Annotated in this window: 14 protein-coding genes; 7 read left to right on the top strand and 7 right to left on the bottom strand. The window is 64.5% G+C overall.

Annotated features, from left to right (window positions below; genetic code table 11):
- Positions 1 to 37 precede the first annotated feature (37 nt).
- The 6 genes from DOL89_RS06220 to hisI are packed head-to-tail and all read left to right on the top strand — an operon-like array spanning position 38 to position 4,868.
- Positions 38 to 1,036: a cysteine synthase A gene (locus tag DOL89_RS06220; protein ID WP_119678355.1), complete on the top strand. Its 999-nt coding sequence runs from the start codon at positions 38 to 40 to the stop codon at positions 1,034 to 1,036.
- 22 nt (positions 1,037 to 1,058) lie between these two features.
- The gene (locus DOL89_RS06215) at positions 1,059 to 1,787 is read left to right on the top strand and encodes an alanyl-tRNA editing protein (protein ID WP_119678354.1); all 729 of its coding nucleotides are present in this window, start codon (positions 1,059 to 1,061) and stop codon (positions 1,785 to 1,787) included.
- Between the two features lie 4 nt (positions 1,788 to 1,791).
- A complete protein-coding gene (sseA, locus tag DOL89_RS06210) occupies positions 1,792 to 2,676 on the top strand; it encodes a 3-mercaptopyruvate sulfurtransferase (RefSeq protein ID WP_119678353.1) in 885 nt (294 codons plus the stop codon).
- Positions 2,673 to 3,269, top strand: coding sequence for a GNAT family N-acetyltransferase (locus tag DOL89_RS06205; RefSeq protein ID WP_225889922.1), 597 nt, complete (start codon positions 2,673 to 2,675; stop codon positions 3,267 to 3,269). Before sseA ends, DOL89_RS06205 begins: the two co-directional genes overlap by 4 nt.
- Positions 3,270 to 3,273: 4 nt before the next feature.
- Positions 3,274 to 4,458, top strand: a complete 1,185-nt coding sequence (gene metC / locus DOL89_RS06200; protein WP_119678352.1) for a cystathionine beta-lyase — start codon at positions 3,274 to 3,276, stop codon at positions 4,456 to 4,458.
- Entirely contained in the window at positions 4,455 to 4,868 is a 414-nt protein-coding gene (gene hisI, locus DOL89_RS06195) for a phosphoribosyl-AMP cyclohydrolase (RefSeq protein WP_119678351.1), read from the top strand. Before metC ends, hisI begins: the two co-directional genes overlap by 4 nt.
- Positions 4,869 to 5,001: 133 nt before the next feature.
- Here hisI and DOL89_RS06190 read toward each other — a convergent pair whose 3' ends face one another.
- Positions 5,002 to 6,891 carry a ComEC/Rec2 family competence protein gene (locus tag DOL89_RS06190; RefSeq protein ID WP_404813482.1) on the bottom strand — a complete coding sequence of 630 codons (1,890 nt, stop codon included), beginning with the start codon at positions 6,889 to 6,891 and terminating at the stop codon, positions 5,002 to 5,004.
- An 822-nt stretch (positions 6,892 to 7,713) separates the two neighbouring features.
- On the opposite strand from DOL89_RS06190, the gene gltA reads away from it, so the two are divergent.
- Positions 7,714 to 9,033, top strand: a complete 1,320-nt coding sequence (gltA, locus tag DOL89_RS06185; RefSeq protein ID WP_119678349.1) for a citrate synthase — start codon at positions 7,714 to 7,716, stop codon at positions 9,031 to 9,033.
- A gap of 241 nt (positions 9,034 to 9,274) precedes the next feature.
- Here the strand turns inward: gltA and lpxB are convergent, their stop codons facing one another.
- The 6 genes from lpxB to DOL89_RS06155 are packed head-to-tail and all read right to left on the bottom strand — an operon-like array spanning position 9,275 to position 14,262.
- The gene (gene lpxB, locus DOL89_RS06180) at positions 9,275 to 10,450 is read right to left on the bottom strand and encodes a lipid-A-disaccharide synthase (RefSeq protein ID WP_119678348.1); all 1,176 of its coding nucleotides are present in this window, start codon (positions 10,448 to 10,450) and stop codon (positions 9,275 to 9,277) included.
- The gene (locus tag DOL89_RS06175; protein WP_119678347.1) at positions 10,450 to 11,286 is read right to left on the bottom strand and encodes an LpxI family protein; all 837 of its coding nucleotides are present in this window, start codon (positions 11,284 to 11,286) and stop codon (positions 10,450 to 10,452) included. Before DOL89_RS06175 ends, lpxB begins: the two co-directional genes overlap by 1 nt.
- Before the next feature lie 3 nt (positions 11,287 to 11,289).
- The gene (gene lpxA / locus DOL89_RS06170; RefSeq protein ID WP_119678346.1) at positions 11,290 to 12,081 is read right to left on the bottom strand and encodes an acyl-ACP--UDP-N-acetylglucosamine O-acyltransferase; all 792 of its coding nucleotides are present in this window, start codon (positions 12,079 to 12,081) and stop codon (positions 11,290 to 11,292) included.
- A 45-nt stretch (positions 12,082 to 12,126) separates the two neighbouring features.
- Positions 12,127 to 12,597: a 3-hydroxyacyl-ACP dehydratase FabZ gene (fabZ, locus tag DOL89_RS06165; protein WP_119678345.1), complete on the bottom strand. Its 471-nt coding sequence runs from the start codon at positions 12,595 to 12,597 to the stop codon at positions 12,127 to 12,129.
- Positions 12,575 to 13,624: a UDP-3-O-(3-hydroxymyristoyl)glucosamine N-acyltransferase gene (gene lpxD, locus DOL89_RS06160; RefSeq protein WP_119678344.1), complete on the bottom strand. Its 1,050-nt coding sequence runs from the start codon at positions 13,622 to 13,624 to the stop codon at positions 12,575 to 12,577. The genes fabZ and lpxD overlap by 23 nt, the downstream gene beginning before the upstream one ends.
- A gap of 38 nt (positions 13,625 to 13,662) precedes the next feature.
- On the bottom strand, positions 13,663 to 14,262 hold the full coding sequence (locus DOL89_RS06155) for an OmpH family outer membrane protein (RefSeq protein WP_162937359.1): 600 nt from the start codon (positions 14,260 to 14,262) through the stop codon (positions 13,663 to 13,665).
- Positions 14,263 to 14,265: the final 3 nt, after the last annotated feature.

Here is a 14,265-nt window from a genome sequence, read left to right as displayed (position 1 = left end):
GCGGAGGCACTGAGGGATTCGGTCGAGAGGTATCCACATGAACATCCGCCACGGTTTCATCGACAGCATCGGGCGTACGCCTTTGATCCGGCTCCAGGGGCCTTCGGAGGCGACAGGCTGCGAAATCCTCGGTAAGGCGGAGTTCCTGAATCCCGGCGGGTCCGTGAAGGATCGCGCGGCGCTCGCGATCGTGGAGGACGCCATGAAGCGTGGGGTCCTGCGCCCCGGCGGCACGATCGTCGAGGGAACGGCTGGCAACACCGGCATCGGACTGGCCCTGGTCGGGAACGCGCTCGGCTTCAAGACCGTGATCGTGATGCCGGAGACGCAGAGCCAGGAGAAGAAGGATATGCTGCGCCTGTGCGGCGCAGATCTTCGTCTCGTTCCGGCCGTGCCCTACCGCGATCCCGGCAATTACGTCCATGTCTCCCGCCGCATCGCCGAGGAGTTGGCGGAGACGGAGCCAAATGGCGCCATCTGGGCCAACCAGTTCGACAATCTGGCGAACCGGGAAGGCCACCGCGTCACCACCGGCCAGGAGATCTGGGAACAGACCGGCGGCAAGCTGGACGCCTTCACCTGCGCGGTCGGCACTGGCGGCACCCTCGCGGGCGTGGCCCTGGCGCTCAAGGAACACAATCCGAACGTTCGCGTGGTGCTGGCCGACCCGATGGGGTCCGCCCTCTATGCCTGGAAGAAGACCGGCGAACTGAAGGCCGAAGGTTCGTCCATCACCGAGGGGATCGGCCAGGGGCGGGTGACCGCCAATCTGGAAGATGCGCCTATCGACGATGCCGTCCGCATCACGGATGAAACCGCCCTGCCCGTCATCTTCGATCTGCTCAAGAAAGAGGGTCTGGTTCTGGGCGGCAGCAGCGGCATCAACGTCGCCGCCGCCATGGAAGTGGCACGCCAGATGGGCCCCGGCCATACCATCGTCACCGTCCTCTGTGATTTCGGAACCCGGTACCAGTCGAAGCTCTTCAATCCCGGCTTCCTGCGGGAGAAGAACCTGCCGGTTCCGGACTGGCTCTGAGCCCCAGGCGGGAGGCCGCATCATGACCCTGCTCTTCCGCGACGATCCATATCGATGCACGGGCACTGCCAGACTGGTCGAAGCAGGTCTTGAAGGCATCCGCCTGGACCGCACCCTGTTCTACCCCGCCGGCGGCGGTCAGCCGGGCGATACGGGCATGCTGCGCTGGACAGGCGGAGAGGTGCGCATCGTCGACAGCCGCAAGGGAACGCCCCTGGTCGAGCAAGGGCGCGACGTACTGCACATCGTTGCCGATGGAGCGTCTCTGCCGCCGCCTGGGACAGAGGTGGAGATGGAGATCGATTGGGACCGGCGGCATCGACACATGCGGATGCATACGACGCTTCACCTGCTCTGCGCCGTGGTGGACGGCGCCGTCACCGGCGGACAGGTCGGGGCGGACAAATCCCGGCTGGATTTCGACGTGCCGTCCGGCAGCCTGGACAAACAGGCAATTGAGGACGCCCTGAACGGCCTTATCCAGGCGGATCATCCGGTCCGCGAGTTGTCGATCACCGATGCGGAGCTTGACGCCCGTCCGGAGCTGGTCCGAACCATGTCCGTGAAGCCCCCGGTCGGCTCCGGCACCATCCGGCTTTTGAACATCGGCGGCTCCGACGTTCCGGTCGACCTGCAGCCCTGCGGCGGAACCCACGTTTCCCGTACGGGGGAGATCGGCCCGGTGGAAATCGTGAAGATCGAGAACAAGGGCAAACAGAACCGCCGCATCGTCGTCGCGCTGAAAGGATAAGGGCATGGACACCGCCGCCCGCAGGGACCCTGTCGTCAGTACCGAGTGGCTTGAGGCGCATCTGAACGATCCTGCGGTTAGGATCGTGGACGCCTCCTGGCACATGCCGGATGCGAGACGCGACCCGGCGGCAGAGTTCGAGTCTGTGCGTATTCCCGGTGCGGTTTTTTTTGACATCGACAGCATCGCAGACCGGACCAGCGATCTGCCGCACATGCTTCCATCGCCGTCGGAATTCGCCGCCATGGTTGGAGCGCTTGGCATCGGCAGCGCGGATACCGTGGTGGTTTACGATGCGCTCGGACTATTCACGGCCCCGCGTGCGTGGTGGATGTTCCGCGTCTTTGGCCACAAGGACGTGTTCGTCCTGGATGGCGGCCTTCCCCGTTGGCAGGCGGAGGGCAGGCAGACCGAAAGCGGCCCCGCACCGACGCACGAGCCCCGCCCTTTCCGCGCCAGTTTCGACCCGACCCTGGTCCGTAGCCTGACGGATATCCGAGCCAATCTGGAAACAGGTGCGGAGCAGGTGGTGGACGCACGGGCCGCCGGCCGGTTCGACGGCACTGTGCCGGAACCGCGCGCCGGACTACGTAGCGGCCACATCCCCGGTGCGCTGAACCTGCCCTTCACCGATCTGTTGGACCCGAAAACGAAGGGTCTTCGCCCGGCCGAAGAACTGGCAAACCGCTTTGCCGCCGCCGGCGTGGATTTGGACCGACCAATTGTAACCAGTTGCGGCAGCGGCGTGACCGCCTGCGTTCTGGCACTCGCGATGGATCGCATGGGGAAGCCGGGCACAGCCGTTTATGATGGGTCCTGGACGGAGTGGGGCGGGCGTGAGGATGTGCCTGTCGAGACAGGATCGGCCCGATCGGGAGAAAAGGCGTGACCATTAATCGCCCCCTGCCCCCGCGTCATATCCGCACCACTATCACCTTCCTGGAAATGCTGGAGCGTCCGGCCAAAGCCCGCCTGCCAGCTCCAGTGGAGCGGCTCGCGCTGTTGCGGGCGGAGCACTGCACGCTTTCCTTCTACCGTTACCTCTACAACACCGTCGGCGGTCCCTGGCTGTGGGAGATGCGGCGGCGCATGCCGGATGATCAGCTCCGCACCATCATCCAGGACCCGAACGTCGAAATTTTCGTCGCCTATGCGGCCGGCGTGCCTGCCGGGTATGTGGAACTGGACCGGCGGAAGCAGGGTCTCTGCGACATAGCCTATTTCGGCCTGATTCCCGAGTTCATCGGACGGGGAATCGGTCCCTGGCTGCTGGATTGGGCTGTGGAGGCCGGCTGGTCGGTCAGTGGGGTGGAGAAAATGACAGTCAACACCTGCACCCTGGATCATCCCAAGGCACTGCTGATGTACCAGCGCGCAGGTTTCAAGCCGGTTCGCCAGCTTGTGCGCGAGCTGGAGGATCCGCGGCTGACCGGACTGATTCCGCGCGATGCCGCCCCCCATGTGCCTCTCGGCCGGGAGTGAGAATATGAGCAAGGATGAGACCCGCGGCGGCTCCCCCACGACCCGCCTGTCCCATGGCGGGCGGAAGCAGGCATATGCCGGGGCGGTGAATGTCCCGCCCTTCCGCGCGTCCACCATTCTGTTCGATGACGTCGATCATCTGAACCGCGCCGATCCGGACTGGCTGGAGACCCGATACGGGCGCATCGGCAACCCGTCCAGCCGCGCCTTCGAGGAAGCCATGGCGGAGCTGGAGGGCGGCTACCGCGCCGTGTCCTTCGGCAGCGGCCTGCAGGCGATCACCACAGCTCTTCTGGCCTTCTGCAAGGCGGGCGATCATCTCCTGGTCACGGACAGCTGCTATGGGCCGACCCGGGAATTCTGCCGCCAGATGCTGGCGGGCCTGGGCGTGGAGGTTGAATTCTACGATCCGCTGATCGGGGCGGGCATCGAAGCGCTGTTCCGGCCGAACACGCGCGCCCTTTTCCTCGAATCGCCCGGTTCGCTGAGTTTCGAAGTTCAGGACGTGCCGGCCATGACTGCGGCGGCACGGGCGCGAGGGATCGTGACCTTGCTGGACAATACCTGGGCGGCTGGATGGTTCTACAGGCCGCTTAAGCACGGGGTCGATGTGTCGATCCAGGCTGCGACGAAGTTCATCGCAGGCCATGCCGATGCCAATCTGGGCGTGGCCGTCTGTACGGAAGACGCCTTTCGCCCGGTCAAGACAGCGGCGGTCCTGCTGGGCGCCTGTGCCGGGTCGGAAGATCTCTATCTCGGCCTCCGCGGCATACGTACGCTCGGCCTGCGTATGGAACGGCACCAGCGGACAGGTCTCGCCCTGGCGCAATGGCTTGCCAGCCGGCCGGAGGTGGCGCGCATTCTCTACCCTGCCCGACCGGAGGACCCGGGACACAGCCTCTGGAAGCGTGATTTCACCGGTGCAAGCGGCCTCTTCACAGTGGAGCTGAAGCCGGTGCCGCGACGCGCGGTGAGCGCCATGGTGGATGCGCTGACGCTGTTCGGAATCGGCTTCAGCTATGGCGGGTTCGAAAGCCTGGTCCTGCCTACCAATCCGGCGAAGAGCCGTAGCGCCACCGAGTTCAAGGCGGAGGGTCCCCTCGTCCGTATCCATTGCGGGCTGGAGGAACCGGCGGACCTCATCGCCGATCTGGAAAAGGGCTTCGCCATTATGGAGACGGCGCAATGAGCAGCGGCCTTGGGGACTTGCTCTCCGTCATCAAATGGGACTCGGCCGGACTGGTCCCCGCCATCGCCCAGCAGCATGATACGGGGGAAGTGCTGATGATGGCCTGGATGAACCGGGAGAGCATCACGGAAAGCCTGTCCACGGGCCGCGTCTGCTACTGGTCGCGTTCGAGGGGCGGGTTCTGGCGCAAGGGGGAAACGTCGGGCCAGGTCCAGAAACTGGTGGAACTCCGGGTGGATTGCGACGGCGATACCTTGCTGCTGCTGGTCGATCAGCAGGGAGTCGCCTGTCATACCGGACGCCGCTCCTGCTTCTACCGGGCTGTCCGCAACGGGGAACTGGTCACGATTGCGGAGCCGCTGGCGAAGCCTGAGGATCTGTACGGCGGTGGGAAGCAGCCCGGATTCTGATCCTTGATGCAGATCAAGGCGGCGGGCGCGTAAGTCGGTCAGTCTGTACCTGTCTCCAACCTTCCCAATCGACTTGAGCCGGGTCCGTCAGAACCCGGCTTCATTCTTTGTCGGGAAGCGATCCTGAACCGACCTAATTCCACGGCCGCGCCCGCCGGGCAGCCCTCCCGGTCTCCACCCTTATTCCCTCTGGTCCGATGAACAGGGCGTGGCTGCCGTACTGGCGGAGGGTCTCCGGGCCGATCACCAGCGGCGCTGGGCATTGCGCGTCCGGTACACTGGTGATCACGATATCGGCCATGGCGCAATCCTCGGCCAGCGCATCAACCGCATATGCTACGGCGACAATTCTTCCCGCTACCCGGCTGACGCATCCGGACGGGTCGCACCCGGTCCAGCCATCCCTGGTGCCCGATTTGCTCCATGCCGGAGGCGCACCGGTCAGCCCATCCCGCTCGCGCCAGAGTTCCGCTTCGAACCGGGCGGCACGGCCACTGGAAACCCAGAGCTCTCCGTCCGGCGCCCGGACACCGACCAGCTTTCCGGAGTTGGCGACCAGCAGGTCGGGTCGTGCGGTCGTCCAGCAGGTCGCCACTCCTAATAGGATCGCCGCCAACCCGGCAAGCCGCCAGCGCCGAGTCCAGATCACCAGCCAAGCTCCACCTAGACTGACCAGCGCCAAGCCATGGACGGGCATCGCCGGAATCTGGATCGCCGCCCCTGGCAGGTCGGCCACCCAATGGGCGGACCAGAGGATTCCCGATACGCCCAGCCCCATGACGTCCAGCGCCGGACCTTCCAGGCCCAAAGGCATCAACATCAGAGCCAGCACTCCGAATGGCATAACCCAGAAGCTGGTAATCGGTACCGCCAGCAGATTGGCCAGGATTCCGTAATTCGCCATCTGCTGGAAGTGATACAGCGCGAAGGGCGTGGTTGCGGCGCCGGCCACCAGGGAGGTGACAGACAGTCCCGCGACATAGAGCAGCCCCTTCCTGACCGGACCGATATCGCCCCCGCTCGATAGCCGGCCGCGCAGCACCTCGTAGGCTGCAATCAGAGCAATGACCGCCGCAAATGACATCTGAAAGCTGGGTCCGACCAGCGACTCGGGCTGGATCAGCAATATGACAGTAGCGGCTACAGCTACCACCCGCATTGAAAAGGGCGAGCGGTCCACCATGACGGCAAGCAGCATGATTCCTGTCATCAGTACCGACCGCTGCGTCGGTACCGGTGCGCCCACAAGCAGCATGTACCCGCTGGCCGCAAGCAGGGCCGCCACGGCCGCCCATTTTTTGATGGGATACCGCAGGGCTAGAGGAGGACTCAGGGCCAGCAACGCCCGCACGGAAAAGAACACCAGCCCGGCTACCAATCCGATGTGTAGACCTGAGATGGAGAGCAGGTGCTGTAGGCCGGATTTGCGGAGGGCCTCGATGTCCTGCTCGGGGATGGCGGTCGGCTGACCATTGAGCAGTGCCGTGGTCACTGCTCCCTCCGGCCCGTTCAGACGTTCCGCCACCCGCTCGGCAATGCGCTGGCGCAATCGTTCGATACTGATCGTGACACGATTCCAGCCCTGAGGCGGTACGGCAGAGAGCCGCTCCAACCTGGACAGCGCGAATCCGACCGCGCCGATCTGCTGGAAGAACGCATGGCGCCGGAAGTCGAATGCATCGGGAGCGGCTGGTTCCAGTGGCGGGCGCAGAATCGCCAGCATCCGGACGCGGTCGCCCGGTGCTGGCATCCATTCCTCATGGCGATGCAGCCGGACGCGGACTCGGGCGGGCCGATGTTGGGCAGACAGCCGATCCGCAACCACCTCCTCCAGGAGAACGCGCGCCCCCTCCTCCAACCGGTCCACGGTGACGACCCGCCCCTCCACCATCGTTGGACCGGTCTCGAAAGACAGAATGGGTGAGGCAACCATCGCTGTCCGGAACTGGGCCGCGGAAAATCCTGCTGACAGGACGCATAGCCAGATTCCTGCAAAGCGGAGCCATGGGAAGCGTGCCAGCATCAGCAAAACCGATATGCCGATCGCCAGAACACCCGTGAGCGCGGGCGGCTCCTCGCGCAGCTGAAAATATGCCGCGATTCCAAGTGCCAGCCCCACAGGCAGCCAGAGGGGAAGCCGACCAGCCTCTTCCGCCAAGTGTGCAGCAACCCAGAAGGTGAGCCGATCAAGAATGGACGCCGTCGTCTGCAGAGGCGTCTGGTCCTTGCTCCAGCCAGACCCGCCATCCGACGCCGGATAGCTCATAGGAATGCCCCGCCGGACCGCATCCGCATCGCCGTATTTCCAGATTGCTGAAGTAAGAGGATACCACAATCTGCGGTGAGATGCCTGCCTCGCCGCACCACCTTACCCGGAAGCACCTGGCCAGGCGTGATTCAGGTCAATCGATCTACTCCTGTCCGATGCGGCAGCCATGTTGCATTGCGCCAATTCCGGCCTTCATCCCGGGGCAGGCGAATGGGACGGAAGCCACCGAATGGCGCCCCGTTTCGCATGGCAGGTTTTCAGTCTTGATGGAGGCCCGCCAGGTCCGACTCGGATTCTGGTACGTTTGAGCAAATCGAGCGGATTTGCGCGGAAAAGGCCGAGCAGCGGCGGATAACGGAAGCATTCAGCCGTCCCTGGCTTGCTCGCCGTCTGCCGGACGGAGAGATGCGTGCAGTCTGCCAGCGAAACAGACCCGCTGCTCCAGCGGCGTGACGGCTGAGACATGAATCGGATCGGTGCCGCGTTGCCTTCCATGCTGCACAGCACTAAACTCCGCCGCGACCACCAGAAGCTAGGGGGCGAGGCCCCCAGAACAAACACTAAGGATGTGCCCGAATGAGCCAGACGACATCTCCCACGGCCGCCGACACAGTCACACTGACCGACAATCGGACCGGCAAGTCGTTCACGCTGCCCGTGCTTGACGGCACCACCGGCCCGGCCGTCGTGGACATCCGAAAGCTTTATGGCGAAACCGGCTACTTCACCTACGATCCGGGCTTCACCTCCACCGGCTCCTGCGAGTCCAAGATCACCTATATCGACGGTGATGCCGGCGTCCTGCTTCACCGCGGCTATCCCATCGAGGAGCTGGCCGAGAAGAGCGACTTCATGGAAGTCTGCTATCTCCTGCTCCACGGCGAGCTGCCCACGGCTGAGGAGAAGAAGACCTTCGAGTACACCATCACCCGTCACACGATGGTGCATGAACAGCTCTCGAATTTCTTCCGCGGCTTCCGCCGCGATGCGCACCCGATGGCCATCATGTGCGGCGTGGTCGGCGCGCTCTCGGCCTTCTATCATGACAGCACCGACATCAATGACCCGCAGCAGCGGATGATTGCGTCGCATCGCCTGATCGCAAAGATGCCGACGATCGCGGCGATGGCCTACAAGTATTCCGTTGGCCAGCCCTTCATCTACCCGCGCAACGATCTCGGTTATGCCGAAAACTTCCTGCACATGACCTTCGCGGTCCCGTGCGAGCCCTACAAGGTCGATCCGGTCATCGCCAAGGCGATGGACAAGATCTTCATCCTGCACGCCGATCATGAGCAGAACGCGTCCACGTCGACCGTTCGCCTGGCCGGCTCCTCGGGCGCCAATCCCTTCGCCTGCATCGCGGCCGGCATTGCCTCCCTCTGGGGTCCCGCCCATGGCGGTGCGAACGAGGCCGTGCTGAAGATGCTCAACGAAATCGGGACGGTGGACCGTATTCCCGAGTTCGTGAAGCGCGCCAAGGACAAGAACGACCCGTTCCGTCTGATGGGCTTCGGTCACCGGGTCTACAAGAACTACGATCCGCGCGCCAAAGTGATGCAGAAGACCTGCAACGAGGTTCTGGCTACCCTCGGCATCAAGGATGACCCGCTCCTCGACATCGCGGTGGAGCTGGAGCGTATTGCCCTTCAGGACGAGTACTTCGTCGAGAAGAAGCTCTATCCGAACGTGGACTTCTATTCCGGTATCATCCTGAAGGCGATCGGCTTCCCGACCAGCATGTTCACCGTGCTGTTCGCCCTGGCCCGCACCGTCGGCTGGATCAGCCAGTGGAAGGAAATGATCGAAGATCCGGTCCAGAAGATCGGTCGTCCGCGTCAGCTCTACACCGGCGCCACGACCCGCGCCTTCGTGCCCCTGGACCAGCGTGGCTGAGCGGCAGACATCACATACGGGAGCGGGCGGTCCCCCAGGGATGACCGCCCGCCCGCTCGCCTACCGCATGGCCCCGCGTCTGGTGCGCGGGGTCATGCGCGTTCCGGCGAACGACAATCCCATGCCGGCAGGCATTCGGCTGAAGCGGGTTATGCTGCGGGCCGTACTGCTGACGGTCGCTGCTGCTGGGCTATACGGACTGTTCCAAACTTAGGCAGCCGGCATCGCTGCCCGGTGCGGATCATGAACGGCCGCCACGCCGACCCGCCATGACCTTCAACACCGCCTCCGCAGCTCGTCGGCTGGGCGGGACATCTCCCTGGCCAAGCCAGCGCGCGACCTGGGCAACGCCGTCCTTCTGGGCCTGCCGGGCTGCCGGATCGGTGAGCAGCCTATCCACTGCACCAGCCAGCTTTTCCGGCGTGCAGTCCTGCTGCAGCAACTCGGGCACCAGCGCCCGGTCGAGCATGATGTTGACAAGGTTCACATAGGAAACCCGGATCAGCCGCCGATAGAGCCTGTAGGTCAGCGGATGGATGCGGTAGGCGATGATTGCCGGCACTCCGGCCAGGGCAAGTTCCAGTGCAACTGTGCCCGAAGCGGCCAGTGCCGCGGTACTGGCGGCGAACGCGTCATATTTATCCTGATCCCCTTCCACCACCATGGTGGGCAGCGGCCAAGCCTTGGTAGCTGAGCGAACGGCATCCGCCACCTGCGGAACAGTCGGCACTGCTACGATCAGGTGCGGATGGCGCTCCTTCAGACGGGCCAGCGCCGCGCCGAAATCCGGGAGCAGCGCCGCCACCTCGCTACGGCGGCTGCCTGGAAGCACAGTCAGGATCGGCGCGTCCCCTGGCAGCCCATGCGCCGCGCGGAACCGAACGGCATTTCCCTTATCGGCCCCTCCCTCCACGATGGAATGGCCAACGAAGGTGCACCCCAGTCCCTCCGCCTCGAAATAGGGCGGCTCGAACGGAAGCAGGACCAGCAGGTGATCCAGAAAGCCTGCGATTTTCTTCGCCCGCCCGGGCCGCCAGGCCCATACCGTGGGCGCTACATAATGGATCAGGGGGATGTCCGCCCCGCTCTTTCTGATCCTCTTGGCGACACGGAACCCGAAATCCGGCGCGTCGATAGTCACCACCGCGTCCGGTCGAAGCCGAAGAATCTCCTGGACGGTCTGACGCAAGCGGCGAATCAGGTTCGGTAGCTTGGGCAGCAATTCGGCCAACCCGAACAGTGCCAGCTCGTCCAGCGGAAACAGGCTCTCCAGCCCCTCCGCCACCATTCGCTCTCCGCCGATGCCGGCGAAGCGGACCTGACCGCCTGTAGCGTCCTTCAACGCGGCCATCAATCGCGCGCCAAGAACGTCGCCAGAAGGCTCTCCAGCAATCAGGAAGACAAGCGGAGCCGTCATTATTCCGCTTCCGGAATGGGGCAATTCACGCCCGCAACGAACAGGCCGGCCGCATCGGCTGCCGTCAATGCTGACTCCCGACCCAGGAACAGGGTTCCCCCCGCTTCCGCGGCGATTCCCGCGAACCCGGCAGCGGCACAGGCCGTCACCGTATCGGGCCCGATCGCAGGCAGGTCGAAACGGCGGTCCTGCTGCGGCTTGCGCACCTTTACCAAAACCGGTCCGGCACCTGAGCGCTTCAGCCCTGCACACCGGGAGATGAGCGCGTCCGTACCCTCAATGGCCTCGACGCCAAGCACGATGCCCTGCTGCACCACCACAGCCTGCCCGATGTCCAGACGCCCAAGGTCCCGGGCCGCTGCAATCCCGCGGGCGATGTCGGCTTCCGCCTGCTCGTCCGGCAAGGCGCGGGTCAGCACTCCGACCGGTGTCAACAGGTCGCCGGCCAGTTCGTCGGCCCCGACCACGTGGAAGCCTTCCTGCTCCAGCACCTTGCTCACTGCTCCCAGCAGACCGTCATCGCCAAGCGCGCGGGCGCTTGCCCGTGCAAGCACCTGGGCCGCCCGCCAGTCCGGCCGCAGCTCCGCCAGCGATGGGCGACGCACACGTCCGGCCATGACGATGTCGCGGACCCCTTCCGCCTTCAGGCGGTCCAGGATCGCACCCGCAGCTCCCATACGGTACCAAGCAGTCGGCACGCCCTCCGGCAGTTCGCTGGCTACAGCCTGTCCTTCAAGCGCAATGATGAACAGGTCGCGGCCATCCCGGCGGCAGGACTCCGCCACCTGGGCAGGAAGATTTCCGCTGCCCGCCAATATGCCGAGCCGCCCTGCCATTGCTCAGCGCTGCGGAAGCGTGATCGCCCGCGAGGAGCGGTCGGTGAGGAAGCTCAGCATCTGGCGGACCAGCGCGCTGTCGCCAGCCTCGTCCGCAGCGGCGGCGAGGCGCTCCGCCATGGTGCTTTCGCCGTGGAAAATCCGGCGGAAGGCGCTCCGCAGGGCGTTGATCTCATCCTTGGAGAAGCCCCGCCGCTCAAGCCCGATTAGGTTCAGCCCGGCAAGGTGGGCGCGTTCGCCTTTGACCAGGCCGAACGGAATGACATCCGCCTCGACTCCCGACATGCCGCCGATCATGGCGTGGGCGCCGATGCGGACGAACTGGTGGACGGCCGAGAGACCGCCCAACACCGCATGGTCGCCAACTTCGACATGCCCGCCGAGAGTAGCGTTATTGGCCATGATGACGTTGTTGCCGACGATGCAGTCATGGCCGACATGAACGCCGACCATGAACAGACCGCCATCGCCAATGCGGGTGACCATGCCGCCGCCTTCGGTACCCGGATTCATGGTCACCTGTTCCCGGATGCGGTTATTCCGGCCGATGACCAGCTCCGACGACTCGCCCTTGTACTTCAGGTCCTGCGGCGGGTGCCCGATGGAGGCGAAGGGATAGATTACCGTTCCCTCGCCGATGCTCGTCCGGCCATCCACGCAGACATGCGAGACCAGGCGAACCCGGTCGCCGAGCGTAACATGCGGACCGATGACGCAGTACGGTCCGATCACCACGCCCACGCCAAGCGCGGCTGCCGGATCGACAACCGCGGTCGGATGGATATCTACACTCATGGACATTTCCTGGTGCCCTGGTTGGGACAGCCGCCTGCTTCGGCGCTAGCTGTCCAGGACGATCATGGCGGCGTAGCTGGCCTCGGCGCAGAGCTGGCCGTCCACCCAGGCCTCGCCCTTGAACTTCCACACGTTGCGGCGATTCTGAAGCCTAGCGACCTTGATGTGGATCTGGTCGCCGGGGCCGATCGGGCGGCGGAAGCGCGCCTCCTCGATCGACATGAAATAAACCAGCTTGCCTTCGGCCACCTGACCGAGCGTATGCATCACCAGCACGGCGGATGTCTGGGCCATGGCCTCCACGATCATCACGCCGGGCATCACCGGGCGCTGCGGAAAGTGCCCGGTGAAGAAGGGCTCGTTGATGGTGACGTTCTTGATGCCGGTGCAGCTCTCGCCAGGAACAATGTCGATGATCTTGTCGATCAGCAGCATCGGGTAGCGGTGCGGAATCATTTCCATGATCCGCATGATATCGAGCTGTTCCAGCTTATTATTGTCCGCCGTCACGTCCATCGTCCTGATCGCCTCTTCCACGCACCAGCTTGCCCAGCAACGCCACCTGCTTCAGCCATTGGCGCAGCGGCACAGCCGGTGAGCCGCCAACCTGTGCCCCGGGCTCCAGATCGCGCATCACACCGGACTGCGCCGCTATACGAGCGCCGGCGCCGATCTTGAGATGGCCGGTAATGCCCGCTTGGGCCGCAAGTACGACATGATGGTCGAGCTTGGTGCTCCCCGAAATTCCGGCCTGGGCCACAATCACGCAGCCCGGACCAAGGGTCACGTTGTGCCCGATCTGCACCAGATTATCAATCATCGACCCCCGTCCAATGACCGTGTCCGGACCGGCCCCACGGTCGATTGTGGAGTTTGCGCCGATTTCGACGTCGTCTTCCACGATGACCCGACCCAATTGCGGTACCCGGACGTGTCCGGTCGCATCCATCGCAAAGCCGAAACCGTCCTGGCCGATCCGCACGCCAGGATAAATCACCACTCGCGCCCCGATGAGGCAATGGCTGAGCGAGGCGTTGGCACCCACGACCGAGCGATCGCCGATTCTGACAGAACACCCGACCACGGCATTCGGTCCGATACGGCAGTATGCGCCGATTTCCGCCCCCTCCTCTACCACTGCGCCGGGAGCGATCGCTGCTCCTTCTCCGATCACGGCCGTCGGGTGGATGTGAGCTGCCGGGGATAGACCCCCGGATGGGGATGGTGCCGGGTAAAAGGCCTGCGCGCAGAGCGCATAGCCTTTGTAGGGCTTGCGCGTGATCAGAAGCGCCATGCCCGCCGGGGCGCGCCGGGCAAGGTCAGGATGAACCAGACAGGCGCCAGCCCCGCTCCGGGCGAAGACATCCGCATATTTCTTGTTATCCAGGAAGCTAAGATGGTCCGGACCGGCAGCATCCAGCGGCGCGACATCGTTCAATGTCTTTTCCGGGTCCGCAGCGCCGGCAAGTTCGGCCCCGGCGATCGTGGCGAGTTCGGCCAGGGTAAACGGGCCCGCCCGCAGGAAGAAACGGGGATCCGGCATGTTCGCCTCGTATCGATTTGCTCGGCCGCCAGGGCCCGCTAGGGCAGATTGACGGTCACCTGGGGAAGCTTGGCATTCAAGCGCTGAAGGACGATATCCGTGATGTCGGGCGTCGCCTCGCCCTGGTAAAGCACCACATCCCGGCGGACCACCAGCCCGACGCCGCGTTCCTGCGCGACTTCGGCCACCACATCGTTGATGGTGCGCAGCACCTTGTCACGAGCCTCGTTGAACGAGATGTCCAGCCTTCTCGTCCGATCCTGGATGGCGCGCCGGGCCTCCGCGACCTTCTGCTCGAATTCACGGCGTTGCGTCTCGAATGCGTCGGGTTCAAGCGAAAGCCGCTGCCGGGCCAGTTCCTGCTCGGCTTGGCGAAGGCTCTCCTCCTGCGCGCTGAAGCTCTTGGTCAGTTCCGCCCGCTGGGCATCCAATTGCCGTTGGATGCTCTGAACGGCGAGAGACTTCTGGGTAACGAGCTGGGCATCCACGACGGCGACAGCGGGAGCAGTGCGCTCCCCACGCGAAGGCGTCGGTGCTGCGCCTTCCGGCTGAGCCGCAACAGGGGACGTCAGGACGGCCATGGCGATGAACGCCACGGCCGTCCCGCGCAACGACGTCCCCAGGCGGCTCCGTGTCATGCC

The organism is Indioceanicola profundi (genome assembly GCF_003568845.1).
GTDB lineage: Bacteria > Pseudomonadota > Alphaproteobacteria > Azospirillales > Azospirillaceae > Indioceanicola > Indioceanicola profundi.
This window is presented reverse-complemented; position numbering and strand designations above follow the sequence as displayed.